Consider the following 25,405-nt stretch of genomic DNA (forward strand, 5'->3'; position numbering starts at 1 on the left):
TCCATAGTCAAAATTTTTTAACTATTTGGACTATTAACAATTCGTAATTCGTAATTCAGTTATAGATGGGATTTAGACCCTACTAATGACACCATGATTTATTGGCCGCTTCCTTTGACTCGACCCTAGTAGACGCGCAAGGGACGAAAACTCGGCTTAGTTGCGCTATCAGTTTAATTACGAATTACGAATTATTGTTGACTACTAATTACCTGAGGATGTTCTTCCAGCCAATGGTCAATGTCACTCAGCACTAGTTGGGGAACCTCCCACGGGAAAAGATGGGCGGTGTTAGGATAGCAATGCCACTGAGAATTGTTGAGGTGTTGAGCAGTTTGTAAGCTGGAATCAGATGTGATATGGCGGTCTTGATCGCCAGCAAGTACTAAAGTAGGACATTGAATTTGTTGCAAATCTGGAAGTCGATTGTACCCCGATTGAATTGCACTATAGAGAGCGCGAGTAGCAGCAGGAGAGGTTTGCAAATAAGCTGGTACAGCTTCCTTGGCGATGTAATTGTAACTGGTAGATGTATGTTGTTGGATTAGGTAGCGGAAAAGCGATCGCTTACCAAAAGTTTCAATATTCCATTGCCAACTCGGTTTTATATAGTTCAATAGCGCCGTAACGCCAGTATATAAATTATCCTGCCAAGTGATAGGAGGATGACTGCCACGGGGTTTTGCGGCTGTCGCTACCAAAATCAGCCCAGTAATCCGCTCTGGTAAACGTAATGCCAACTCCATTGCCAGAATGCCGCCCAGTGACCATCCTAATACTAAGCACTTTTCAATCTGCAAACGGTCTAGAAGCGCTTCTAAATCAGTCAAATGGTCATTCATCTCAAAATTGCCGTTGTAGCGACTTTTGCCATATCCACGTAAATCAGGGGCAAAAGTTTTGTAGCGTTTTGATAAATGATTGGTAAAGACAGAAAGACTACGACCAGAACCAGGATGACCATGTAAACCCAAAATTGGGAATCCTTCACCTTGGGTGTAGACATTCAGGCGTGTAGCAGTAGTAGGATTATGGCGATCGCTCATTACTCTCCCTTTTTCTGTCTATCGATACTGCCAACTGCATCGATCGCAGCTTCGAGTGCGATCGCCACATGAGTCCAATGAGTCCCGCCCTGGCAATAAACTACATACGGCTCACGTAAAGGGCCATCGGCTGATAATTCCAAAGTACTCCCTTCAATAAATGTCCCCCCAGCCATGACCACCTGGCTCTCATACCCCGGCATATCATCTGGAACAGGGTCTAAGTAGGAACCAATCGGAGAATGCTGTTGTATGGCTTTACAGAAAGCAATTAGCTTTTCGGCAGAACCGAGTTTAATTGCCTGAATTACATCCCCACGGGGAGCAAGAGGTGCGGGATTCACTGGATAACCGAGTTTATCAAATACATAACCAGTAAGATAAGTCCCTTTCATCGCCTCTCCTACCATCTGCGGCGCCAGAAATAAGCCTTGGAAGAGGAGACGATTTTGGTCAAAAGTAGCACCGCCATAACTACCGATACCGGGAGCAGTGAGGCGACAGGCGGCGGCTTCCACTAAGTCGGCACGACCAGCAACATAACCGCCAGCGCTGACAATAGTGCCACCAGGATTTTTAATCAATGACCCAGCCATTAAATCAGCACCTACGGCTGTGGGTTCCTTGGTTTCAATAAATTCGCCATAGCAGTTATCCACAAAGCAAACGGTGTTAGGATTCTGCTGTTTGACTAAGTGGACAATTTTTTCAATATCAACAATTGATAAACTAGGACGCCAAGAATAGCCACAAGAGCGCTGAATTAACACTAAACGAGTATTTTCAGCCACACTAGTACTTAAAGCTTTCCAATCTATAGTTCCTTCGGGGGTTAGCTCCAATTGGCGGTAATTTATGCCAAACTCGATAAGGGAGCCTTGACCTTGACCCCGTAAACCAATAACTTCTTCAAGCGTATCGTAGGGAGAACCGACCACTGCTAACATTTCATCTCCGGGACGGAGAACACCAAACAAAGCACAGGCGATCGCATGAGTTCCCGAAACGAACTGTACCCGCACAGCCGCAGCTTCAGCAGCCATAACTTCGGCAAAAACTTTATCTAAAGTTTCTCGTCCTAAATCATCATGACCATAGCCACTTACACCAGCGAAGTGGTGTGCCCCTACACGGTGATTACGAAAAGCATCCAGCACTCGTTTTAGATTATGCTTGACCTGAGTGTCAATTCCAGAAAAAATTTCTAATAGTGCCTGTTCTGCTTGCCGCAGCTGTTCTAAGCTGTTCATCAGTTCCTCGTTCAAAAAAATTATAGATATGCGGATTTTTAGATCGCGCTATTCTCAGGCTGGAAAATTCTCTCTTCAGGTTACTGCATGACAATTGCTACTTCAACCAAACCTCAAATTAACTGGGTTAATACCCTGTTTTTCATTGGACTGCACATCGGCGCTTTATTTGCCTTTGTTCCTGGTAACTTTAGCTGGACGGCAGTTGGTGTGGGTTTCTTGCTGTACTGGGTAACAGGTGGTTTAGGAGTTACTCTAGGATTTCACCGCCTTGTCACCCACCGCAGTTTTCAAACTCCCAAGTGGCTAGAATATCTCTTGGTTTTCTTCGGTACACTCTCGTGTCAAGGAGGCCCAATTGAGTGGGTAGGGACACATCGTATCCATCATTTAAACTCGGATACTGACGCCGATCCCCATGATTCTAATAAAGGCTTCTGGTGGAGCCACATGGATTGGCTGATTCACTACTGTCCCGCTCACGCTGATGTTCCTCGTTTCACCAAAGACATTGCCGAAGACCCAGTTTATCAGTTTTTAGAAAAATATTTCATTTTGATCCAGGTTGCTCTAGGTGTATTGCTTTTACTTCTGGGCGGCTGGCCGTTTGTGATTTGGGGAATTTTTGTTCGCATTGTCTGGGTTTACCACTGCACTTGGTTGGTGAACAGCGCTACTCATAAATTTGGCTATCAGAGCTATGATTCTGGCGATCGCTCGACTAATTGCTGGTGGGTAGCTGTACTAGTTTTCGGTGAAGGCTGGCACAATAACCATCATGCCTTTCAATACTCAGCTCGTCATGGGCTGGAATGGTGGGAAATAGATTTAACCTGGATGACAGTTCAATTGCTGCAAGCAGTTGGTCTGGCTACTAATGTGAAGTTGGCCCCAACAAAAATTAGTTAGGGGTTAAGAGTTAAGAGTTAGGATGTGTAACTTTTTGAACTCATCACTTCTAACTCCTAACTTTTCAAAAAGCTATTTACGGGTGCGCTTGTGTCGGTTAGGTTGCTATAATCCAAAGCGCTAATGTAAAGAATGTTTGTGGCAAGTTGCTTTTTGGTGACTTGGTGGAGGAGTTTGTTGTTTTTCAGGTGTCCATGACTACATCAATAATTAACAGCCAGAAACTAAGTGAAGAGTCTGATAATTCCGACCTTAGGCTCAAAGATATTGTTAAAACCCTGCCACGGGAATGTTTTCAGCAAAACCGTCGCAAAGCTTGGACACAAGTACTACTCAGTGTCTTGGCAGTTGCTTTAGGCTATTACAGCCTGATTATCACTCCTTGGTTTCTCTTGCCCCTAGCTTGGATTTTTACGGGCACTGCTTTAACAGGTTTTTTTGTAATTGGCCATGATTGTGGTCACAGGTCTTTTGCCAAACGTCGTTGGGTAAATGATTTGGTGGGGCACTTCTTCATGATGCCGTTGATTTACCCTTTTCACAGTTGGCGCATTAAGCATAATTATCACCATACTCATACCAACAAGCTGGATGAGGACAACGCTTGGCATCCAATCAGACCAGAAGTGTTTGAAAATTGGGATAAAACCCGACAGTCTGCTTTTGAACTGTTCATGCGTAAACGCTTCTGGTGGGTAGGTTCCATTGGACATTGGGCTGTGGTGCATTTTGATTGGCGGAACTTCAAAACTAAAGACCAATCAAGTATCAAGCTTTCTGTGGCTGTAGTAGTTGTGTTTGCAGCGATCGCTTTCCCGACTCTCATCGCCACAACAGGCATCTGGGGATTTGTCAAATTTTGGCTAGTGCCCTGGATGATTTACCATTTTTGGATGAGTACTTTTACTATTGTTCACCATACAGCCGCAGATGTTCCTTTTGTGACAGCGAACAAGTGGAACGAAGCTTTAGCACAACTATTTGGCACTATTCATTGCGATTATCCGCGTTGGGTAGAAATTCTGTGCCACGATATCAATGTTCATGTTCCTCATCATATTTCCACTGCTATTCCTTCTTATAATTTGCGGCTAGCTTACAGCAGCATCAAAGAAAATTGGGGGACTTATCTGCATGATGAATGTCAATTTTCTTGGCCTTTAATGAAGCAGATTACAGACCAGTGTCAACTGTACACAACTGATGTTGGCTATAAAACTTTCAACGAACATTATACAGAGCAATAAATAGCGCTGTAATGACATTCACGCTCTTGAACCAACGAGAGCGTTTATTATGCTGTGTTTAAATAGAATCTGGCAATTCTTTAGTGAGTAAAATTGTTAGGTAAATTGCCAGAAATTATCCTCTCGTGTGTTAGCGATCGCTAGTTTCGTGGGCATCCTAGAGGTGAGATAATCTTTTCTCAAATAAAGTTCCGATTTATATCCAACAAAAGAATCCAGTGCAATCAAATATCATTACGTTCAACAATCCTCCTGTCGGTGAAACGTCTGAGGATGCGACTAAATTGCCTTTCACTCTTCAAGATTTAAAAGCTGCAATTCCTGCTGAATGCTTTCAGCCCAATGTGACAAAGTCACTTTTTTACTTCTTTCGTGACATCATGATTATCGGTCTGCTTTATGCAGTAGCTTATTACCTGGATTCTTGGCTTTTCTTCCCGATTTTCTGGTTGATGCAAGGAACGATGTTTTGGGCTTTGTTTGTAGTAGGACATGACTGCGGACACCAATCTTTTTCTAAGCATAAATGGCTAAATGATTTGATTGGACATCTTTCTCACACACCAATACTTGTTCCTTATCATGGTTGGCGGATCAGCCATAGAACTCATCACAAAAATACTGGCAATATCAATAACGATGAAAGCTGGTATCCTGTGACAGAATCACAATACAAGGAGATGCCTTTAGCACAGAAAATAGGCAGATATTATGTTTTTCTATTGGCTTATCCTGTCTATTTATTTAAGCGTTCTCCTAATAAGGAAGGCTCACATTTTTTGCCCAGCAGTTCGCTTTTCAAACCATCAGAGAAATGGGATGTCATCACTAGTACTGTACTTTTGATTGGTATGGTAGGTTTGCTGGGTTTCCTCACCTACCAATGGGGTTGGATGTGGTTGCTAAAATATTATGCTGTGCCCTACCTTGTGTTCATAGTTTGGCTAGATTTGGTGACATTCTTACACCATACTGAGCCAGAGCTTCCTTGGTATCGTGGAGAAGATTGGACTTTCCTGAAAGGCGCAATTTCTAGTATTGACCGTGATTATGGTTTGGTTAATCATATCCATCATGATATCGGTACTCATGTTGCTCACCATATATTCCTTAACATCCCTCACTACAATTTGCTGAAGGCAACTGAGGCAATAAAACCAGTGATGGGTGAGTATTTCCACAAATCGGAAGGATCCATTTGGAAGTCATTATGGAATTCATGTATCAGCTGCCATTTTGTCCCTGATACTGGTAGTAAGGTTTACTACACATCCAATAATAAGTTAGCTAAAGACTAAGACTTAGATTCCCGACTTCTTAAAAGAAGTCGGGAATCTGGTATTTTCGTCAGTGCTTATGACATTAGAGATTACTTAGATACATGAGTAAAACCTACCTTTTGAGGCGCGTTGGCGTAGCCCGCCGCAGGCATCGCACATTACATCATTATTGCTTCTAACTCTGTGAATATTTGAACTGCAAAGTTATTAAAATACAGAGGTAAAATAAAAATGGATAGATGACGTTCGCTAATTCTTGCCCTACTCTTACAGGAATATTTATTTTATCGAAACTCTTGCTGTCTCGGTGGGTAAAGATTAACATATCTGTGGGCATAGGTAATATCTCGTTCAACCCACCTAACAACAGTGACAAACCCTTGATCTGTCTAGTTTGAATTCTGTTTAACACCAGTTAATTTTATCTGCATGGAGTGACTTCAGACCATTAGCTGTTAGGGTTAGAAATCAGCACAGACTATACTATAGAAAATTTACCTAAAACTCTTTCCCACTTTAAAATCAGAGGTATCAATGATTATAACTAATTTTAGCAAACAAAGAAATGAATTTAAGGAATCTAAAATACTCAAAGCTAAACCACATTGGCAAGGGCAAAATTTGAGCGATACTGCTGTCAAAGGTAAAGATACTAAGAAGATACAAGATACTGCACCTGATAGTTCGATTTTCCATAGCTTAAATCGTGGTCGAGTTGCTATCTTTATTGATGGCTTAAGCCTATTTCATACAGCTTTACAACTGGGCATAGAAATTGACTATGTTAAATTGCTTTGTCATTTAACCAACGGTTCAAGACTGTTGCGTGCTTTCTTCTATACTGGGGTTGATCTCAGCAATGAAAAGCAACAGGGTTTTCTATTGTGGATGCGTCGTAATGGCTATCGTGTAGTGGCAAAAGAACTAGTTTTGCCAGCAGAGAATTTCAAAAAATCAAATCTGAACGTAGAAATTGCTGTAGACATGATAACTTTAGCTCCTTACTATGATACTGCGGTCTTAGTCAGTGGGGATGGAGATTTAGCCTATGCTGTAAACGCTGTCAGCAGAATGGGAGTTCGGGTAGAAGTGGTAAGTCTGCAAACAACGACTAGTGAAAGTTTGATTGATGTTGCTGACTGCTTCATTGACCTCGATAGTATTAAAACATACATTCAAAAAGATTCTAATCTTGGCTATAGTTATCGCACACCGTCAAATTCAAACCTCTAATTAAGAAGACCCGGAGAGTGAGAGACGCAGACAAAGAAGACGTGGGGACGGGGAAACGCAGGGACGTGGTGAAATAACTCTCCGTGTCCCACCTTTCTCGAAGTTCTAATCGTCGGAAGGTAGCGCACCCTGCGGAATCTTGCTACAGATTTCTCTCTCTGTGTGTCTTTGCTTCCTCGTGTCCCCATATCCCCGTGTTCCTATATTGAAATGGATATTTTAATAGTTGAAGATGAACCAGAAATTGCTCATTTAATTGAACTCTCTTTAGAAAAAGAAGGATTTTTTTGTCGCACTAGCCGTGATGGCATGAATGCTTTGCGGATGTTTCAAGAGCAACCACCTGATTTAATCATTCTAGATTTAATGATTCCTGGTTTGGATGGATTGGAAGTTTGTGCCCGAATTCGCCAGAAACCAGGTGTAAAAGATCCTTACATTTTGATGCTGACGGCTAAGGGTGAGGAAATTGATCGCGTCATTGGTCTATCTACTGGTGCTGATGATTACATGGTCAAACCATTTAGCCCCAGAGAATTGGTAGCTAGAGTGCGGGCACTATTACGGCGTAGCCTCCGCCAAGGAGGACAACATCAAGTCAATCGTACCCAACACTTTATTGTCGATGTAGACCAGCGCACCGCCAGTCGCCAGATGAATTCTCAAGAAGTTGAAATTCTGGACTTAACTACCCTAGAATTTAACTTGCTAACCACCTTTGTCAGCAATCCTGGTCGAGTTTGGAACCGTACCCAACTAATCGACAAACTTTGGGGAGATAACTTTTTTGGCGATGAACGAGTAGTGGATACTCATGTAGCTCGGTTGCGAAAAAAGATTGAGCCTGATCCGGCAAATCCTACTTTTATTAAAACTGTTGTTGGAGTGGGCTATAAATTTGAAGATCCTTTGGTAGCGTAAATGTTATGAAGATGGGGCTGAGAACGCGCCTATTTTTCTCCCACTTAGTAGTAATGATCGTGGGGGTAGCTAGTCTGGTGAGCATCAGCAAAATCTCTTCCCCCCGCTTTTTTGTCTTGCATTTGGAACGATTAGAAAATCAGGGGTTTGACTTAATCGATGTGCGTACTGAGTTGGTTACAGGATTTGAACTTGCTTGGCAACGAAGCACTATTTGGTCAGTCTTAGTCGGTACGACCGCAGCCGGAGGATTGAGTTACTGGGTGTCCAGACGGATTATGCAGCGGTTGACCGAAATGGAACAAATCACCCAAAAATTTGCTGCTGGTCAGATGGATGCACGATTACCTGTATCTGACATTCCAGAACTTAGTGGACTGAGTGCTAGTTTCAACCGAATGGCAGCCAGTTTAGAAGGGGTAGAAGCGCGGCGGCGAGAAGTTATTGGAGATATGACCCATGAACTACGAACACCGTTAACAGTGGTGCGTGGTTACTTGGAAGAACTGGCTGATGGGGAAATTGAAGCGTCTCCTGAAATCTATCGGCGTTTAGCTAAAGAAACTAGGCGCTTAGAGCGATTAGTGAACGATTTACAAGAACTGTCTAAGGCAGAAGCGGGTTATCTGCCAATCAACATACAACGGGTAAATCTGCGTCCGTTATTAGAGTCATTAGTGGAGAAATTTACCGACCAACTGTTGGAAGATGGGCCAGTTCTGATGTTGCAGTGTCCATCCGTGTTACCTCCTGTATTGGCAGATATTGACCGCACAGAACAGGTGTTGGTTAATCTGCTAGGTAATGCAGTGCGTTACACTAACGAAGGTTCAATTACCATTAGTGTTGGGACTGAAGCTTCTCAACTCTCGATTGCGGTTAGAGATACAGGCATTGGTATCGCTCCAGAAAATTTGCCCCATGTATTTGAACGCTTCTGGCGAGCCGACCAATCGCGCGATCGCCATTCGGGAGGCACTGGTATTGGTTTAACTATTTCCCACCGTTTGATTGAACTACAAGGCGGGCAGATTCAAGTAGAAAGCGAATTGGGAGTTGGCAGTACGTTTCGGTTTTTTCTGCCTTTAGCTTGAGTTTGGGTAAAGAAGGCAGGGGTAGAAATTTATCTGTTTGCTTTTAAACCGATCTAATTCCAAGCCACCAAATCAGAGATTTGGCTGCTCTTGACTTAAACCCTTGCAAGATATATAAAAACATTATTCTTCCTGCTTTCTACCCTGTCTACGACACGCTGCGCGAACAGCAAGAACTGTCTCTCTTGTCAAAACCTTTGAGATACAAGGTATTGACACAAGGTAGTCATGGCTGTGTCATACCCAATTGCTAATTTGAAAGTATCCAAACTCTCGGTTTTTTGATGGATGCCGAGGTTTTGGAAATGCATAGAGTGTAAGATTATGTCTAGCTTTGTTCTGGCTGCTTTTTTGGTTAGTTTACTAAGTTTTTCGGGTTACGCTGCGATCGCCTACCTGTTCCCTCAAAATCGTTCCCAAGACTGACCAATTAAAATAATTCGTAATAGTATTCACCTAATTAGCTCGATTAAAAGACCTCTAAGAGGTGTTTACTACGCAAAACTGTGCCTCTCCGACTTGGAGAGGCACAGATTTCAACTTTAGTTCAAGGTAGAGAAAGGTTTATCAAGAACAATTAGTAAAAATGGGATGCTCTCTTTGCAAGATACATCATGAGATGCGCCCACAAGGAGCAATGAGAATTCCCTATTTCCTATTTTCAACGTAGTTTCGCTGTTTTATTAGTGTTCAAATAAATCTTTAAATTGCAACAAATCTAAGGAAACTATCGTTGGGAGAAATTCAAAACATTCTTGAGCAATTTTCCAACGATCTTCTCGTTTGAGCATTTCTATTAGCTTTTGCTGCACACTAAGTAAGTAGCACACATCATTGGCAGCATAACTTAGTTGAGCTTCAGATAAGCTAGCGGTGTTACCCCAATCAGAACTTTGAGAGCTTTTATCCAGTTCCACTTGTTCTAATTCTTGTACCACATCTTTGAGTCCGTGGCGATTTGTGTAAGTACGAGCTAATTTACTAGCAATTTTGGTACAAAAAACAGGCCCAACCTGAATCCCCAGATTAGCTCGTAAAGTGGCAAGGTCAAATCGAGCAAAGTGAAACACTTTCACGACATTCGCTGCTTCCAAGAGTTTTTTTAAGTTGGAGGCGTCAGTCTGTCCTTTGGCTATGCGGATTGCAGTCACTTTTCCCTCTGGGTTGCACAGTTGGACGAGACACAAGCGATCGCGCAGGGGCAATAATCCCATCGTTTCTGTATCAACTGCGATCGCCGTTGATTCTAAATAGTGGCTAAGGGCTGCGTCACTAAGATCGCGATCGCTCACCTGAAAATCTGGTAATGTCATGAATTGTCCAAAAATAATAGCAATGTCCAACAGACAAAAGTCTTATCAGACACAACATTATTATTGTGCAAAAAAATTATCAATTAAATCTACCTAGTGCGAAAGAAAAGTTGTGTCAGGTAGACTTCGCCTTGATTATTAGTAGCAACGCCAATTCCAGTCAGGTTGTAATTTCCTTTAAGATTCTTTAGGTGTCCGGGACTGTTGATCCAACCACTAACAGCTTCCTCCACAGGGTTGCTATATCCCCGATTGAAAGCAACATTTTCCGCCGCACTGTTGTAGCGAAGAGGGATAGCTTTGACTCGCCCTTCAAATCCCTGATGACTAAATGGGGTTTTACCTTTAGCCATATTTTGACTATGAATTCTTGCCTGTCGAGTGATATTTGCATTTAGAATCAACTTTGGCAGCCCTTTAGAAGCCCGATATCGATTAATTTGGTCAAATACTGATTTTTCTAGCTCCGTAGTTTTAAAAGTAGGAGTCGATATTGCAACCTGACTAGAAAAAAGCGACAACAGCTTATTACGGGTGGATGTATTCGTAGAAGGATGATTTGGTATCGGAACAGTCGTTAATCCACTAGCAAGGACAAGCGCACTTAAAGCGATGCCAAAAGCAGTTTGTCGGAACATGGAGAATTGCGTAATTGTGTAGAGATATAAGACTTATACTCTACCTCATTGTTCCGATGATATACACCACAATACTATTAAGGATTGATGAATTTCGGCAATTTGGCTATATCCTTTACAAGGAACACAAACAATCATTTTTAATTCTCAATACTTCAATAGGTCAGCTTCATAAAAATCGCAGTTACTTTGGCTGAGAACTTATGATTTTCATGAATTACTAAAAAATAATGTAGTATTCAATAGAGAAATGTCATTGAAACTACATTATTCAATATTTAGCAAAAGCTTTGCTAACAGGCTGAAGTCTGGAGAATTGGAGAAAAAACCTAAATTTTACCAAATCTATCAGCGAAGGAAAATTTGTGTGAAGTAGATTTTGCCTGCACTGTTGCTAGCGACACCAATTCCCGTCTTATCATAATTACCTCTGATATTGGCAAGATGCCCTGAACTGTTGAGCCAGCCTTGAACAGCTTTCGTCGCCGGATCGCTATATCCCTGGTTAGAAGCGACATTTTCACCAGCGGCTCTGTAGGAAATACCAATTGCTTGAACACGTTGCGAAAATCCAGTATGTCCAAAGGCAACTTTACCATTAGCCATGTTTTGACTGTGAATCCTGGCTTGATTATCGATGGCAGAATTACGAGTTAGCGCTCGTAGCCCTTGGGAAACTCTGTAGTTATTAATTTGGTTGAAAACTGACTGTTCTATGGCGGCAGTGTTGATAGTAGATGCTGCAATTTTAACAGTAGTATCCGATACAGATGAATCCATCGGCATAAATGTTGGATCTGGTACAGAAGTAGCGATCGCTCCACTACCAAGAACAATAGTCCCTAAAGCAATGCCGTAGATTGTTGTTCTAATCATTTGCTGAAAGTAAAGTTCCAGACCATCTAACCAAACTAATGTCAATGTGACAAATTGGTTATAAGTCTATATACCTCCCTTTATGCCGTTTTCTCTTCAAAAACTACTAGCAAACATTTAAATTCACAATCTTACGAAAGAATTGCGCTGGTTATCAAAAATTGGCGTCTATCATTAGTATGATTATTTCTATATAAATAGCATAAAATTCCCCACTAAAACCTCTGGGCGACTAGCTTTCCTTGAGGGTTTCTAACTCTTCCTGTACCACGCGCAGCACCCGCGCAATATATTCTGCACGCCACTGTTCCCGCTCCTTAGTTACTTTGGCATCCGGTTCGTAAGCTTCAATCTCAGTAGCCGATAAAATACCTTTAACCTCTAGCAGCCTTTCAATGGTGTCCAGCCGCTCATGCAACACGGACACTTCGCCAGTTAAAGCCATGACGATCGCTAACAATTTATCGACTTGCGGATTGTCTAAGTAAACAGGTCGTTTACCCTTAGCTATTTTTGTCATCCTAATACCAATTCTCCAAAAATAAGACTACACAGACAAAAGAATGAAACCCAGTTGAAGCAAGAGACAACAGGAAAAAGGGACAACTTCCCCTTGTCCCATTGTTCTCTTCGATAAAATTTGGCTTTCTCAATTACGAATTACAAATTACGAATTGTGATACTTCCTCTGTTTACTTAGTTGCAGCAATTACAAACCAAGTGCCTTGACTGCTAGAGTTACCATTTTTAAACAGGCCATTAGTTACTTTTGCTTTCCATGCCCCATTAGGGACAAATTTCTCGAATATCTTATCTGCTGCAAAACCAGCCTCAGTAACTAGCGGCATCAAATCCAAATCGCGTACAGCACTCCAGAAGGGTTCGTTGTTGTTAGCAGTTTCCCAATCAAAAATGAACTGTGTATAGACATCCATGTGACGATAAAGGGGTGCTTCCACATGGATCATCATGCCGCCAGGAGCCAGTAGCCGATAAGACTCTTGCATAACTTTACGCACAGATGACGGGGGGATTTCATGCAGCAAAATGTGAGAAACCACTAAGTCAAATGATTCATCGGGGAAGTTAGTGTGTTCGGCATTTTGCTGAGAGAAGTGTACCCGTTTTCCCAAGGCTTCGGCTCTTGCATGAGCGTAACGCAGCATAGATGCACCCACATCTATAGCATGGACTTCTGCATTTGGGAAACCATCCACATAAGGTAATGTACTATTACCGACAGAACATCCCATATCAAGAATTTTTCTGGGTCGAAAGTCGGGATACTCTGGTAAGAGGTAGTTTTGGACTATAGATAGCCCCATATCATCATTGAGTGGCCCTAACCAACCCAGTCCATAAACATAAGCGCCGCGATCGTAGGTTGCCCCGGCAGCGACATCATCAGCAGTGAATTCACTGTGATATCCTCCAGGCATACAGTGAATGTCTACAGCTTTTTGATGAGTAGGTATTTGAAAATTTGGGTCGAGGGTTAAAGTACCCAGTTCACCACCCTTGTCTTTGGCCCGCTCAATCAACTCTGGCAGTTGTCTGTCAACGTTGGCATTTACGGCATCCCATAACATTTCCTGGTTGAGGCGCTTGAGGGCACTAGCCCAGTGATAGTATGGTTCATGCTGCATTACTTCCCGAATTTCATAACGATTCTGGGGAGGACGCTGATGTTCTTGTTCAAACTTCGGCTTGCCTAGTTTTTCATAAACTACCTTATTACCAGGAGAGATATTCCTGAAAATGTGCATTTTCAGACTTTGCACAAAGTTTTGGCGTGCCAACTCGTCGTGAGTGGGTTGCGGTAGCATAGCATGTTGGAATTGTTGATCCATGTATTGCTTTTTCCCAAATATTTTATGTCGATTTATGCTGGATCTAATAACTTGGCTACCGTTTGGACATCCTTATCACCGCGTCCAGAGCAGTTAATTACAATCCGAGGACTGTCGGTTAGTTGGGGACAGAGGGTTTCGAGGTAGGCGATCGCATGGGCTGTTTCCAATGCCGGGATAATCCCCTCCAATTTCGACAATCGCCCAAATGCCGCTAAAGCCTCTGCATCAGTCACACTATAGTATTCGGCGCGACCAGTATCTTTTAAATAGCTATGTTCTGGGCCCACACCGGGATAATCTAACCCCGCACTAATTGAGTGTGCCTCAATGATTTGCCCATCTTCATCTTGCAGCAGGTAGCTCATTGCTCCGTGCAACACACCAACTCGTCCTTTTGTCAAGGTAGCTGCGTGTTTTTCGGTATTGACACCTTCCCCAGCTGCCTCAACCCCAATGAAGCGTATAGAAGACTCATTGATAAACTCATAGAATAGTCCCATCGCATTGGAACCACCACCCACACAAGCTAAGAGAATATCTGGTAATACACCCCATTTTTCGATCGCTTGGGCGCGAGTTTCTTGACCGATTACTGCATGGAAATCACGTACCATCATTGGGTAAGGATGGGGCCCTGCTACTGAACCCAGGATGTAGTGAGTCGTTTCCACATTTGTCACCCAATCTCGAATTGCTTCAGAAGTGGCATCCTTCAGGGTTCCAGTCCCCGCCTCGACTGGACGCACTTCTGCCCCCATCAGCCGCATTCTGAATACATTTAAAGCTTGGCGTTCCATGTCATGAACGCCCATGTAAATTATGCATTCCAGCCCAAAACGAGCGCAAACTGTAGCTGTGGCAACTCCGTGTTGTCCAGCACCCGTTTCGGCAATAATCCGCTGTTTACCCATGCGTTTCGCCAACAATACCTGACCAAGGGCATTATTGATTTTGTGAGCGCCAGTATGATTTAAATCTTCCCGCTTTAAGTAAATTTGCGGCCCCGTGCGATCGGGTCGGGCATAATGAGCAGTCAGGCGTTCAGCAAAATACAATGGTGTTGCCCGTCCCACATAGTCTCGTAACAACTGCTGTAGTTCAGCTTGAAAACTAGGTTCATTGCGGTATTGCTGATAAGCTGTTTCTAATTCAGCCAAGGCAGGCATGAGCGTTTCAGGTACATACTTACCGCCAAAGCGTCCAAAGCGACCTAGCGTATCGGGAACCTGAGCAGTCGAACTTGGAGATAGGGGAGTGGTAGTCACAGGCTGTTTTTGATGACGGGAAGGACTTAATTATTATAGAAAAGTCTGGGGCATATCTGGGGTACACCTAAGGTATATCTGAAGCATATCTGAGGACTGGGAACTAAATTCTTCGTTGATACTCAATCCCCAATCCCCAATCCCTTGCAATGGATTTGTGATGTTAGCCTAGAAATTGATATCCCAGCAGAATGGTTGCGTAGAAGTTTCCACTGCCTTTGAAATTTTTCTTAAACATTCATTTTATGTCTTCTTCCAATCCCAAATCTTCCGACAAAGGCTTTGTCTACCGCGAATTTGGCAACGACAACTCTGCCGCCACAGAAAGACCAATTCCAGAACTGCCCCCACAGCAACAAAATCTTAAAGTACAAGCTTCTCGCAAAGGACGCAAAGGCAAAACTGTCACAGTGATTAGCGGTTTTCAAGCCAAACCAGAAACCTTGGCAGATTTGCTGAAGCAGTTGAAAACCCAGTGTGGCACAGGTGGGACAGTTAAAGAGAACGAAATTGAAATTCAGGGCGAACACAAGCAGAAAATTGTCGAAATTTTAATCAAGTTAGGTTATAAAGCCAAAATTAGTGGTGGCTAATGTTAAGTGCGGTTTACCGCATCTTAACCACGATCTAGATTAACAGAGAAAATGTTATCTTTGAGAGGTAAAAATATGCTTGGACAGTGGGGAATTACTTCACCAACAAGCTGTTGTTTGTGAGATGAACAGGAGGTTTAAATGGATTTAGTTCGGCTTCTGTGCGCCATTTTCGTGCCACCTTTGGGAGTTTTTTTACAAGTAGGTTTTGGTATAGACTTTTGGATTAATATACTTCTGACGCTTTTTGGTTACATTCCTGGGATTATTCATGCAGTGTGGATAATTGCTAAGAAATAATTCTTTGTTTGGGTAGGTTTGAGGCTCTGACTCAATTTGTTACTGGATGCAGAGCCTCAATGAACGTCCGCATAGATATAAGAAAGAGAAATTACCTGCTTTGTATTTGTAAATTTTATTAAACAAAAATCTATTAGAATCCCAAGCATATTGGTTCATAACTCAATATGCTTCAGTTAGTCATAAAAACCTTAATATGCGTAGGTTGAGTTGAGGAAGGCAACCCAAAATCTTTCATGGTTTGTTGGATTTAACTTGCCTACGGGACGCTATGCGAACTTTAACCCAAGCGGATCGACTTAGAGCTTTAACTTAGGTATTACAATACTGTGGAGAAAACAACTATTTATTTTACTCTAAAGTTGTAAAGACAGGAATTATCAAATCTCAAATCTGGGCTTTTTTATGGCGGTAAATACCGAACTAGCTCTCATTTTTTAACATCGCATAGAGTCTAAATTCTAGAAGCAAGGGGCAGATGTGCAATTGCCATTGCACTGTTGAGACGTTCAAATCTTTAATCAAACCAGTGCGTATATCTAGTACCCAGCCATGAACCATAGGTGCTTTTCGCTGATGGAGTACCTGACGCATGATGGAAGTTTGGTAAAGATTTTTCACTTGCGCCACAACATTTATTTCTGCCAACCGATTCAGACGTTCTTCTCTTGTTGGCAAAGTATCAATTTCTTCTTGTTTTTCTAAATACAGTTCCCGAATCGGATTTACCCAGTTATCAAGAATTCCGATAGTTCTTCCTTCTAAAGCCGCCTTGATTCCTCCACAATCATAGTGACCACAAACGATAATGTGTTCCACTTTCAGATGTAAAATTGCGTATTCTAAAACAGCTAAAAAGTTTATATCTGTTAAAGAAACTTGATTGGCAATATTACGATGTACAAATAACTCTCCTGGTTCTGTACGGGTAAAGCTTGTTAATGCCAGACGACTATCAGAACACCCGATGTATAGAAAAGGTGGTGTTTGTCCGCTAGATAATTCTTCAAAGTAAGTTGGGTCTATAGCTAACTTTTCGGCAACCCAAGCCTGATTATTTGTGAAAAGTTGATCAATTCTGTTGTATTTCATTTTTCGTCAAGTTCCAGAGAGAATATAGCGGTTCACATTTAGATGCAATGCACTCTCACCTCTCTCCTAAAAGGAGAGAGACCTTGAATCTTACTCCCCTTCCTTTGTAGGAAAGAGGCTGTTTTATTAGGTCTGTATTGAAATCAACTGAGAGCCTCTATATCATCAATATTTTAGCTGATCTACAGTTTTCTCTAAATCAAGATGAACTTTTTTAGAGTTAATATTTTATAAAATATGAAAATTTTTCTACAGCATTAATATAACTTTTGTATAAATTGTAAAAAGCTAAGTTAGGAGTTATAGAAAAAATAACTACGTATAAATTTATAGCCCTAGCTAAATTAAGTAAAGTTTATACCAAATCAAATATCAGCAGTCTCAATGCTGATTTCAAATCATTATTTAGCATTTCTAGATATTTAAAAATAAGCAGAAAAATTTCTATAACCAGAATCTATGTAAATCTTTTTAAATCACACCCCAAACCGTGCATTTGAGTCAAGCAATTGCAGCGGGACTTTTGAGTACTGACACCTTCAATACACAGATACACTTTCTGATGATCTTAAAATAACTTAACAAAGATGCCAAATTTGAGGTTGAGATATTAAATTATCAGCTTTAATCGGGGGCAACAACTTTGCTATCGTTATGATGATTGATTGACCAACGGTGATCAATAGTTACAGAAGAAAACTCGCAAATTTCTTCTAGTCGCTTTTGCTGCACAGCAGCTTTACGGAGAGTAATAATTAGCTGATTCACCTGATGCCGTAAATCTGGATTATCATTTACTGCTAACATAGTTTGTCTTTCTAAGAGTTGAAGTATAAGTTCGTAATGAATAGGTGAAGGTAGAGGAATTTGCTCCATGAAGTTCAATTTTGATTTCATATTTGGGATTTTGTATTAGTCAGAGTTTTTTTGTTGTTAATGAATTGTTACATAATAAATAACTAGTTGCTTATGGCTTTGATTTGATTAGCAATGAAGATTTGACAAAGATATTGATGATACTTGATAGCAAATTGCTGCGTGTCTACGCATAGTGTGCCCAATTGCCCAACTATTGTATGCAGTTGCCCTGCGCCTCTTGACACAGGGGAGGTGTAACTTTTCAGAAATTCCTCGGTAATATCTGAGCGATCGCTGCACCGGGATCTGGTTGTTTTACCAAAGACTCTCCAATGAGGACAGCGGATGCACCTGCTGTAAGCACCAAACTCAAATCATCTGGGTTGTGTAGTCCTGACTCGCTGACAACAAGGATGTTTTTCTCCTGCAATTGGCTACCCCTTGCAGCCAAAAGTTGGCAAGTAGTTTGTAGGTCAACAGAGAAATCTTCCAAATTGCGATTATTGATTCCTACTAAGGAGGCCCCATCTAAGGCTAACACACGGTCAAGTTCTGCCAAGCTATGGACTTCAATCAAGGCTGCCATTTTCAGGTTGTTAGCAATTTTGAGGAAGTATTGCAAATCTTGATCGCTAAGGATAGCGGCAATCAACAAAATAGCATCTGCACCCTTAACCCGCGCTAAGTACATTTGGTAAGGATAGATGACAAACTCTTTGCACAGTAGCGGCAAATCTACGGCAGCCCGAATTTTAGCTAAGTTGTCAAAACTACCTTGAAAGAACTTGACATCAGTCAGTACAGAAAGACAACTTGCACTACCTTGTTGATAAGATAGGGCGATCGCTACTGGGTCAAAATCTTCTCGTAAAACGCCTTTACTCGGTGAAGCTTTTTTGACTTCAGCAATCAATGCTGGCTTTGTCTTACCTTGGCGCAAAGCCGCGACAAAATCACGGGTTGGCGGCGCGGAAAGTGCTTGATGTTGCAATTCCCGTAAAGGCAGCCTTTCTCGCATTTGGTCAACTTCTACTTCTTTGTGCCAGACAATTTCCTCCAAGATATTGTTTGGCTCTGCATCAGGCACGGCAGCTTGATAACGTAATATGGATACATTAATAGCTGGGTTAGGTGAACGACGACGGATTTGCATGATTGGGGAATGGGGAATGGGGAATGGGGAATGGGGAATGGGGAATGGGGAATGGGGAATGAGGAAATAGGGTACTGATTATTCCCTATCACCTGTCACCTCTCCCTTAACCCCAATCCCCAATCCCTAAATGGCGATCGCTCGTTTATAAGCTTCGTCTAGGACTTCCGAGAGTGTCGGGTGGGCGTGAACTAGATGTGCGAGGCTTTGAACGGATTGACGGTTAGCGATCGCAGCTGACGCTTCATGAATTAAGTCTGAGGCGTGCAGTCCGAAAATGTGGACGCCCAATACTTCTCCGGTGTCTTTGCGATATATCACCTTGGCAATACCGTCGGCTTCATTTTCTGCCAACGCTTTGGAATTCCCTTTGAAGTAACTTTTACTTGTGGCGATTTCAAACCCTTCGGTTTGTCCCAACTCCTTAGCTGCTGTTTCAGTTAAGCCCACATAACTGACTTCTGGATGGGTAAACGCCGCTGCGGGGATGCTGCGATAGTCTATTATTCTTTCCCTGCCAACTATATTTTCTACCGCGATGATGCCTTGAGCAGAAGCCGCATGTGCCAACATCATCTTCCCATTAGCGTCACCAATTGCCCACAAATGTGGCACTACTTCGCCTGCTGATAGCACTGCCATGCGATCGTCAACTGGGATAAAATTCCGCCGATCGAGTTCTACACCTACAGACTCTAAACCAAGATTTTTGGTCGCCGGGATGCGTCCCGTAGCCACCAAGCAAGCATCTACTTCGATGACATCTACATCTTCTTTAGTTTTGAAATCTGCTAACTCAATTACCACAGGTGAACCTGGGATGACTTTTTTGGCGTATATCCCAACTTTCGTTTCAATATCGCGGGGAGTAATCAGCACCCGTTCAGCAAGTTTAGCAATATCGCGGTCAAACCCTGGCATTAGCTGATCTAGGGCTTCAATCAAGGTGATTTCACAACCCAAAGCTGAGTAAATATCAGAAAATTCCAAACCGATATAACCACTGCCAATAATCGCCACCCAGTCTGGTAAAGACTCTAATTTGACGCCTTGATCACTGGTAAAGACAGTTTTGCCGTCTACTTCAATCCCTGGAGGCACAAAAGGAATTGAACCAGGGGAAAGAATGATGTCTTTGGCTGTGATGGTTTTTTCACCACCGTCTCCGGTAACAGAGACTTTTTGCGCCCCAGCGATTTTTCCCCAACCCCTGATGATATCGACTCCTAGACGTTTTAGACTGTTGGTTAAGTCGCCTTGAATTTTAGAGACGAGATTACCAGCATGATTGGCGATCGCTTGGCGATCAAATTCCACGCTACCAATTTGAATTCCCAGTGACTTGAGGTGGTGGGCATTGCGTAACTCCCGCACACGTCCAGATGCTGCCAGCAGGGCTTTAGAAGGAATACAGCCCCGATTAACACAGGTTCCTCCCATATCAGCAGCTTCAATAATCGCTGTTTTCAGACCAGAACTTACGGCGTGTAAGGCTGCACCATGTCCGCCTACACCAGCGCCGATAATTACTAAATCGTAATCAAATCCTTGACTCACGTTAGTTTCCCCGTGTGCTTCGCCTATTTATTCTCAACTTGACCGACAATCAGCGCAACCCCTTTAACAGTTATCAGTTATCAGTTGCTAGTTTCGTCGCTGGGTTTAAGCCCCTAGTACACAGTTATTAGTGAACACTGGGAACTGGTAACTGATTTAAATCCCCTAACATGCGCCTGATAACTATTTACTGATTTAACGTTCGGGTTTTGCTAACTTAAATTATGATTCAATCACTTCTGGCGAAAAGATGGATGTTTCCAGTAATTATAGTCAAATCTAGATACTTATTTTTTTTAGACTCCAAAGGGACTGGGGACTGAGGAAGAAGCAGGGGAGCAGGGGGAGGGGGCAGGGGGAAAATTCCTCTCCTCTGCCCCCGCACCCTGCCCCTCTGCCTCTTATTCCCTACACCTTTTTCTTTACAGCGCGTTAGCCTAACACCTAAGCTGGATTTAGGATTCATCCAGAAGATTTACGCAGGCGATCGCTCGATGTCTATTCCCCAAATTAGTGAATTTACTATCCGCCGTCATGCCAACGCCAAATCTTTCCAGCGGGGCGAGGCATACTATGAGGCTGGTGCTGTCAATGCCGTTATCCAACGAGGTCATCTGCTTCAGGCGGATGTTGCAGGCACTCAAGCTAGACCTTATCATGTCAACCTGAGTTTCGATAGCAGTGGTTTAACCTCTGTAAATTGCACCTGTGCTTACGACTTTGAAGGGTGGTGCAAACACATTGTAGCGGCGATGCTTGTCTGTGCGCGTAACTCAGAAAATATTGAGCAACGCCCCACCCTAGAACAACTACTAAATCAGCTGGATCATATCCAAACTCAAAGGCTGCTGCAAGAATTGGTAGCAGAATACCCACCACTGATTGAGGCAATTGACCGCCATGTAAGTTGGATGACGAATCCTGCTGACAAGCAAACAACCATATCTGTGCGCCGTAGTACTATTGATCCAGCTCAGTTTCGGCGGCAAGTACGGCAGATTCTCAAGGATACCGTGCGCTACTTTGAGGAGGGGTACGAAGAAGACCCAATTGGTGAAGAATTGCTGAGTGTGGTGCAAACTGCCGTAGATTTTAGCGAACGAGGAGAGAGTGAAAATGCGATCGCTATTTTGTCAGCGATTACCTCTACCTGTGCGGAAAATTGGGATGATGTTGCAGAATACGGCGCTGAAAACGATGAAATTGTCGGAGAATTGAATAAGGCTTGGTGTGAAGCAATTCTCAGTGTGGAACTGACCCCAGAAGAAAAAGTTGATATCCAAATAAATTTAGAAGCTTGGCAAGATGAGTGGAATGCTGATTTCGGCCTAGTTATGGAAGCTTTACGCCAAGGTTGGGATTATCCACCATTGCTACAAGTTTTCCAAGGTAATATTACTGAAAGGGGAGCTTGGGAAGAAGACGTGCCAGATTATGCAGATGATTTGGCATTAATTCGTCTGAAAATTCTCGAACGTCAAGAACGTTATCAAGAATACCTGTATTTAGCAGAAGCGGAAGGACAAACCGAGCAGTATCTGACAATGCTAGGGCGTTTAGGCAGGGTAGAAGAAGCAATTGATGCTGCTCAAACCCAGATGAACTCAATGGAAGAGGCATTTGCCCTTGCGAAAACACTCAGCGTTCAGGGGGCATTACAGCAAGCACTAGATATAGCCCAGAGTGGATTAAATTTACCGGGTAATTGTCAGTACGAATTGGGAATTTGGACAAGTGATTTGGCTCTTGAATGGGGTAATAGTGAAGCTGCTTTATTAGCAATCAAGGCGGCTTTTCAAGTCAAGCCCTCCTTTGTTGACTACCAAAAGATGACAGAATTGGCTGGGGAAAACTGGGAAAGTGTTAAAACAGACCTGCTGAGAATTATCCGTGCTTATAGTGGTTGGGGAACAGAATCAGCCAAGGTGGATATATTCTTGCATGAGGGGCTAATTGATGATGCAATTGCGATCGCTAGTGAACTCAGTTCTGATCATTCAGAGTTAATTCACCAAGTCATGGATGCTGCTATCCCTCACAATCCTGGTTGGGTGATTGCTAATGCTCGTCACCGTGCCGAAAAGATTATGGATGCAGGTAAAGCCGAATACTACTACTACGCGGTTGAATGGTTGAAAAAGGTGCGTAATGCTTATTTGGAATCGGGGAAAAAAGCTGACTGGTTAAGCTATCGGGAAAACTTGATCCAAACCCACGCTCGTAAACATAAATTGATGGGAATGTTTAAACCGCTGTAGCTGTAAAGTGTGTTATGGAAGCCGTAACACACTTTACAGTACACCATCTTTTAATTATTTGCGCTCACCGTTCACTTAGTTACCATCTGAAGTAATAAGTGTAACCTCGATCGCGCCATAGATAAAATCCTGATTCATCCAAGTACGCTAGGTGATTTCTCCCGTAACAACAGATAATTCCAACATATCTGCCTGCTTATGCAGCTCAAACACCATCAATACTTTTAAGTCTGCAATAACCTGATGATTTAGCTTTTAAATTGAGATTTGCCCAAGATATCAACTTTAGCGACAAAAGATGAAGTAAGATTCACATCTGAAGCAGTCCCCGTATAATTCCATAGTTATTGACACAAAATAGTCTAGTACGATGATTGATAAATATCCCCAGAATTTTATAGTGCCCTGCTTACCCCTGAGTATGCTTCTATTACTCAGTAGCATATCTTTTAATCCACTAAAAGCTGAGGCTGTTGATACTACACAATTACCAACTAGTAATTTCATCCTGTCGCAACAACTCCCACCACCACAGGATGTTCAACCACCCATACCTTCCCCACTTCCCTCACCGGAAGTACCACAGCCCCTTCCTCCACCAGCAAAACTATTTCCACCCTCTGTACCAACTCCCACACCTGAGGAACCACTCCCTGGCAACTTTCCTCAAAATATTGTTGTTGAACGGTTTGAAGTTGTTGGTAGTACAGTCTTCAGTCCCAAAGAGTTAGCCAAAGCCACTGCTGAATTTACCAAACGACCGATCTCGCTGACTGAAGTGTATCAAGCACGTTCTAAAATCACTGATCTATACGTCCAAAATGGTTACATTACTTCTGGTGCTTATATCCCACCCCAAACAATCCAATCTGGTGTTGTCAAAATTCAGGTTGTCGAAGGTAAATTAGAAGATATCTTGGTAACTGGAACTCGGCGGTTGAATCCGAATTATGTCCGCAGCCGACTAGCGATAGCGACATCACCGCCTCTCAATCGTCAGCGTCTACTAGAGGCACTACAACTTTTGCAACTTAATCCTTTGATTCAAAACGTGACTGCTGAACTCTCGGCAGGATCGCGGACTGGTACAAGTTTGCTAGAAGTCAAGATCAATGAAGCAAAAACCTTTAGTAGCCAAATCGTTCTTGATAATGGGCGATCGCCTAGCGTTGGCAGTTTTCGACGCCGATTACAATTGAATGAAGCCAACTTATTGGGATTGGGAGATGCTCTGGGTATAGCTTACACTAATACCGATGGTAGCAATTCCTTTGACGCCAGTTATACATTACCACTTAATCCCAAAAACGGAACCCTTATCTTCAACTATGGCATTACATCAAGCCATGTCATTGAACCTCCTTTCAATGTTTTAGATATCCAATCTGATTCTCGCTATTACGAATTGACATTCCGCCAACCCATAGTTCAAACTCCCACACAAGAATTCGCCCTTGGGTTGACAGCTTCGCGACGAGAAAGTGAAGCTTCTTATATCGATATAGAGCGATTACCTTTCCCTGGTTTAGGTGCTGATGAACAAGGACGCACCAGGGTATCTGCGTTGCGATTTTTTCAAGAATGGACGAGTCGTAACAGCCGTGAAGTCATCGCCCTCCGCTCTCAATTCAGTTTGGGCATAGATGTGTTGAGTCCCACGATTAATCAAAATCCTCCAGATAGCCGTTTTTTTGCTTGGCAAGGACAAGCGCAGTGGGCCCGCCTTTTAGCTCCTGAAACCTTATTTTTGCTTCGTTTCAATACGCAACTTGCATCCAGAACACTTTTGCCTTTAGAGCAATTTGGCTTAGGTGGACAGGATAGCATTCGAGGTTACCGTCAAGATTACCTGCTAACGGATAATGGCACTTTTGTTTCTGCGGAAGTTCAAGTACCGATTCTGCGCTTACCCCAGATAAATAGTATCTTACAGGTTGTCCCTTTTGTGGATTTTGGTGTTGGCTGGAATAGTTCTGGTAGAGAGAATCCCGACCCTAATACTCTAGCTGCTGTTGGTTTGGGGTTGCGTTGGTCACAGGGCGATCGCTTCACCGTTCGTCTTGACTGGGGCATTCCTTTAGTATCTGTTAACTCAAATGAGAGAACATTACAAGAAAACGGTCTGTATTTTAGTTTACTCTATAATCCTTTTTAAAATTGAGGGGTTCATTCTTCTTCCCTTCTCTATCAGAGGCTGGGCCAACGGGGAGTTCCCGCCATTAAAGCAACTGGCAATTTCCAATCGTCAGATATTTTTCCCCAGTGGGATGCACCCAATTAATTTAATTCCTGCCTTGCTCCTAATCTACTTCACAAAATTTCTTAAAAAATAAAAATTCAGACGGTTATTTATATAATTGGGAGTTTCCCCACTACTCATAATAAAAATCCGCAAATATACTATGTATTCTATTCAGTGTTTGATTTTATTCTGGGTATCCTAAGAAAGACAGGGTTTGATGATATAGGATTCCGATTTGATTTTTGAAATTCACGTAGAGGAGCCAGTGTGTTGCTTTGGTTTTCAAAGTTGTAGCAACTGGCGTTATGTTAGCAGAAAGTACGACACCAAAACCTTGGAATGGTGCCGGACTCTTGGCGATAACACACTCTACAATAATACTGAGATTTTTTCAAAAACAATTTACGATTCCTATAGGGACAGAGTT

Annotated in this window: 22 protein-coding genes; 10 read left to right on the top strand and 12 right to left on the bottom strand. The window is 42.6% G+C overall.

What is annotated here, in order from left to right:
- Positions 1-191 precede the first annotated feature (191 nt).
- Together HWQ44_RS30665 and HWQ44_RS30670 are read right to left on the bottom strand one after the other, a co-directional pair.
- Positions 192-1,046, bottom strand: coding sequence for an alpha/beta hydrolase (locus HWQ44_RS30665; RefSeq protein WP_292725812.1), 855 nt, complete (start codon positions 1,044-1,046; stop codon positions 192-194).
- On the bottom strand, positions 1,046-2,296 hold the full coding sequence (locus HWQ44_RS30670) for a methionine gamma-lyase family protein (RefSeq protein ID WP_292725813.1): 1,251 nt from the start codon (positions 2,294-2,296) through the stop codon (positions 1,046-1,048). Before HWQ44_RS30670 ends, HWQ44_RS30665 begins: the two co-directional genes overlap by 1 nt.
- Positions 2,297-2,383: 87 nt before the next feature.
- Between HWQ44_RS30670 and HWQ44_RS30675 the strand changes: the two genes are divergently transcribed.
- The 6 genes from HWQ44_RS30675 (at position 2,384) to HWQ44_RS30700 (ending at position 8,980) form a co-directional block, all read left to right on the top strand.
- On the top strand, positions 2,384-3,205 hold the full coding sequence (locus HWQ44_RS30675) for an acyl-CoA desaturase (RefSeq protein WP_292725815.1): 822 nt from the start codon (positions 2,384-2,386) through the stop codon (positions 3,203-3,205).
- A 194-nt stretch (positions 3,206-3,399) separates the two neighbouring features.
- The gene (locus HWQ44_RS30680) at positions 3,400-4,452 is read left to right on the top strand and encodes a fatty acid desaturase (RefSeq protein WP_292725817.1); all 1,053 of its coding nucleotides are present in this window, start codon (positions 3,400-3,402) and stop codon (positions 4,450-4,452) included.
- Positions 4,453-4,670: 218 nt separating this feature from the next.
- Positions 4,671-5,750, top strand: a complete 1,080-nt coding sequence (locus HWQ44_RS30685) for a fatty acid desaturase (protein WP_292725819.1) — start codon at positions 4,671-4,673, stop codon at positions 5,748-5,750.
- 516 nt (positions 5,751-6,266) lie between these two features.
- Positions 6,267-6,965, top strand: a complete 699-nt coding sequence (locus tag HWQ44_RS30690) for an NYN domain-containing protein (protein ID WP_292725821.1) — start codon at positions 6,267-6,269, stop codon at positions 6,963-6,965.
- 210 nt (positions 6,966-7,175) lie between these two features.
- Entirely contained in the window at positions 7,176-7,886 is a 711-nt protein-coding gene (locus tag HWQ44_RS30695; RefSeq protein ID WP_292725822.1) for a response regulator transcription factor, read from the top strand.
- Positions 7,887-7,891: 5 nt separating this feature from the next.
- Entirely contained in the window at positions 7,892-8,980 is a 1,089-nt protein-coding gene (locus HWQ44_RS30700; protein WP_292725824.1) for a HAMP domain-containing sensor histidine kinase, read from the top strand.
- A 683-nt stretch (positions 8,981-9,663) separates the two neighbouring features.
- Here HWQ44_RS30700 and HWQ44_RS30705 read toward each other — a convergent pair.
- The 6 genes from HWQ44_RS30705 to trpB form a co-directional block, all read right to left on the bottom strand.
- The gene (locus HWQ44_RS30705; protein ID WP_292725826.1) at positions 9,664-10,293 is read right to left on the bottom strand and encodes a ribonuclease H-like domain-containing protein; all 630 of its coding nucleotides are present in this window, start codon (positions 10,291-10,293) and stop codon (positions 9,664-9,666) included.
- Positions 10,294-10,382: 89 nt separating this feature from the next.
- Positions 10,383-10,931, bottom strand: a complete 549-nt coding sequence (locus HWQ44_RS30710; RefSeq protein ID WP_292725828.1) for a CAP domain-containing protein — start codon at positions 10,929-10,931, stop codon at positions 10,383-10,385.
- Between the two features lie 348 nt (positions 10,932-11,279).
- Positions 11,280-11,807 (bottom strand): CAP domain-containing protein, encoded by a 528-nt coding sequence (locus tag HWQ44_RS30715; RefSeq protein ID WP_292725916.1) that lies wholly within the window; start codon positions 11,805-11,807, stop codon positions 11,280-11,282.
- A gap of 232 nt (positions 11,808-12,039) precedes the next feature.
- Positions 12,040-12,327 carry a hypothetical protein gene (locus tag HWQ44_RS30720; RefSeq protein WP_292725830.1) on the bottom strand — a complete coding sequence of 96 codons (288 nt, stop codon included), beginning with the start codon at positions 12,325-12,327 and terminating at the stop codon, positions 12,040-12,042.
- Positions 12,328-12,499: 172 nt separating this feature from the next.
- Complete coding sequence (locus HWQ44_RS30725; RefSeq protein WP_292725832.1) at positions 12,500-13,657, bottom strand: class I SAM-dependent methyltransferase; 1,158 nt, start codon at positions 13,655-13,657, stop codon at positions 12,500-12,502.
- Positions 13,658-13,689: 32 nt separating this feature from the next.
- Positions 13,690-14,925: a tryptophan synthase subunit beta gene (gene trpB / locus HWQ44_RS30730; RefSeq protein WP_292725833.1), complete on the bottom strand. Its 1,236-nt coding sequence runs from the start codon at positions 14,923-14,925 to the stop codon at positions 13,690-13,692.
- A gap of 245 nt (positions 14,926-15,170) precedes the next feature.
- On the opposite strand from trpB, the gene HWQ44_RS30735 reads away from it, so the two are divergent.
- Together HWQ44_RS30735 and HWQ44_RS30740 are read left to right on the top strand one after the other, a co-directional pair.
- Positions 15,171-15,518 carry a translation initiation factor gene (locus tag HWQ44_RS30735; RefSeq protein WP_292725836.1) on the top strand — a complete coding sequence of 116 codons (348 nt, stop codon included), beginning with the start codon at positions 15,171-15,173 and terminating at the stop codon, positions 15,516-15,518.
- A 141-nt stretch (positions 15,519-15,659) separates the two neighbouring features.
- Positions 15,660-15,818, top strand: coding sequence for a YqaE/Pmp3 family membrane protein (locus tag HWQ44_RS30740; RefSeq protein ID WP_292725838.1), 159 nt, complete (start codon positions 15,660-15,662; stop codon positions 15,816-15,818).
- A gap of 423 nt (positions 15,819-16,241) precedes the next feature.
- Here HWQ44_RS30740 and HWQ44_RS30745 read toward each other — a convergent pair whose 3' ends face one another.
- The 4 genes from HWQ44_RS30745 to lpdA all read right to left on the bottom strand — a co-directional run bounded on the left by HWQ44_RS30745 (position 16,242) and on the right by lpdA (position 20,478).
- Positions 16,242-16,910, bottom strand: coding sequence for a carbonic anhydrase (locus HWQ44_RS30745; RefSeq protein ID WP_292725840.1), 669 nt, complete (start codon positions 16,908-16,910; stop codon positions 16,242-16,244).
- Between the two features lie 624 nt (positions 16,911-17,534).
- The gene (locus HWQ44_RS30750; RefSeq protein WP_069072137.1) at positions 17,535-17,786 is read right to left on the bottom strand and encodes a DUF5340 domain-containing protein; all 252 of its coding nucleotides are present in this window, start codon (positions 17,784-17,786) and stop codon (positions 17,535-17,537) included.
- 244 nt (positions 17,787-18,030) lie between these two features.
- Positions 18,031-18,921 carry an indole-3-glycerol phosphate synthase TrpC gene (gene trpC / locus HWQ44_RS30755; protein WP_292725843.1) on the bottom strand — a complete coding sequence of 297 codons (891 nt, stop codon included), beginning with the start codon at positions 18,919-18,921 and terminating at the stop codon, positions 18,031-18,033.
- A 126-nt stretch (positions 18,922-19,047) separates the two neighbouring features.
- On the bottom strand, positions 19,048-20,478 hold the full coding sequence (lpdA, locus tag HWQ44_RS30760; RefSeq protein WP_292725845.1) for a dihydrolipoyl dehydrogenase: 1,431 nt from the start codon (positions 20,476-20,478) through the stop codon (positions 19,048-19,050).
- A 494-nt stretch (positions 20,479-20,972) separates the two neighbouring features.
- Between lpdA and HWQ44_RS30765 the strand changes: the two genes are divergently transcribed.
- Positions 20,973-22,736: an SWIM zinc finger family protein gene (locus tag HWQ44_RS30765; protein ID WP_292725847.1), complete on the top strand. Its 1,764-nt coding sequence runs from the start codon at positions 20,973-20,975 to the stop codon at positions 22,734-22,736.
- A gap of 370 nt (positions 22,737-23,106) precedes the next feature.
- Positions 23,107-24,891 carry a ShlB/FhaC/HecB family hemolysin secretion/activation protein gene (locus tag HWQ44_RS30770; RefSeq protein WP_292725849.1) on the top strand — a complete coding sequence of 595 codons (1,785 nt, stop codon included), beginning with the start codon at positions 23,107-23,109 and terminating at the stop codon, positions 24,889-24,891.
- Positions 24,892-25,405: the final 514 nt, after the last annotated feature.

Origin of the sequence: Nostoc sp. JL34 (genome assembly GCF_017114945.1) — a bacterium.
Lineage (GTDB): Bacteria > Cyanobacteriota > Cyanobacteriia > Cyanobacteriales > Nostocaceae > Nostoc.

What these genes read in the sequence shown, in the direction of transcription:
- HWQ44_RS30665 (WP_292725812.1), bottom strand. Translation starts at nt 1,046, where the DNA reads ATGAGCGATCGCCATAATCCTACTACTGCTACACGCCTGAATGTCTAC.
- HWQ44_RS30670 (WP_292725813.1), bottom strand. Translation starts at nt 2,296, where the DNA reads ATGAACAGCTTAGAACAGCTGCGGCAAGCAGAACAGGCACTATTAGAA.
- HWQ44_RS30675 (WP_292725815.1), top strand. Translation starts at nt 2,384, where the DNA reads ATGACAATTGCTACTTCAACCAAACCTCAAATTAACTGGGTTAATACC.
- HWQ44_RS30680 (WP_292725817.1), top strand. Translation starts at nt 3,400, where the DNA reads ATGACTACATCAATAATTAACAGCCAGAAACTAAGTGAAGAGTCTGAT.
- HWQ44_RS30690 (WP_292725821.1), top strand. Translation starts at nt 6,267, where the DNA reads ATGATTATAACTAATTTTAGCAAACAAAGAAATGAATTTAAGGAATCT.
- HWQ44_RS30695 (WP_292725822.1), top strand. Translation starts at nt 7,176, where the DNA reads ATGGATATTTTAATAGTTGAAGATGAACCAGAAATTGCTCATTTAATT.
- HWQ44_RS30700 (WP_292725824.1), top strand. Translation starts at nt 7,892, where the DNA reads ATGAAGATGGGGCTGAGAACGCGCCTATTTTTCTCCCACTTAGTAGTA.
- HWQ44_RS30705 (WP_292725826.1), bottom strand. Translation starts at nt 10,293, where the DNA reads ATGACATTACCAGATTTTCAGGTGAGCGATCGCGATCTTAGTGACGCA.
- HWQ44_RS30710 (WP_292725828.1), bottom strand. Translation starts at nt 10,931, where the DNA reads ATGTTCCGACAAACTGCTTTTGGCATCGCTTTAAGTGCGCTTGTCCTT.
- HWQ44_RS30715 (WP_292725916.1), bottom strand. Translation starts at nt 11,807, where the DNA reads ATGATTAGAACAACAATCTACGGCATTGCTTTAGGGACTATTGTTCTT.
- HWQ44_RS30720 (WP_292725830.1), bottom strand. Translation starts at nt 12,327, where the DNA reads ATGACAAAAATAGCTAAGGGTAAACGACCTGTTTACTTAGACAATCCG.
- HWQ44_RS30725 (WP_292725832.1), bottom strand. Translation starts at nt 13,657, where the DNA reads ATGGATCAACAATTCCAACATGCTATGCTACCGCAACCCACTCACGAC.
- HWQ44_RS30735 (WP_292725836.1), top strand. Translation starts at nt 15,171, where the DNA reads ATGTCTTCTTCCAATCCCAAATCTTCCGACAAAGGCTTTGTCTACCGC.
- HWQ44_RS30740 (WP_292725838.1), top strand. Translation starts at nt 15,660, where the DNA reads ATGGATTTAGTTCGGCTTCTGTGCGCCATTTTCGTGCCACCTTTGGGA.
- HWQ44_RS30745 (WP_292725840.1), bottom strand. Translation starts at nt 16,910, where the DNA reads ATGAAATACAACAGAATTGATCAACTTTTCACAAATAATCAGGCTTGG.
- HWQ44_RS30750 (WP_069072137.1), bottom strand. Translation starts at nt 17,786, where the DNA reads ATGGAGCAAATTCCTCTACCTTCACCTATTCATTACGAACTTATACTT.
- trpC (WP_292725843.1), bottom strand. Translation starts at nt 18,921, where the DNA reads ATGCAAATCCGTCGTCGTTCACCTAACCCAGCTATTAATGTATCCATA.
- HWQ44_RS30765 (WP_292725847.1), top strand. Translation starts at nt 20,973, where the DNA reads ATGTCTATTCCCCAAATTAGTGAATTTACTATCCGCCGTCATGCCAAC.
- HWQ44_RS30770 (WP_292725849.1), top strand. Translation starts at nt 23,107, where the DNA reads ATGATTGATAAATATCCCCAGAATTTTATAGTGCCCTGCTTACCCCTG.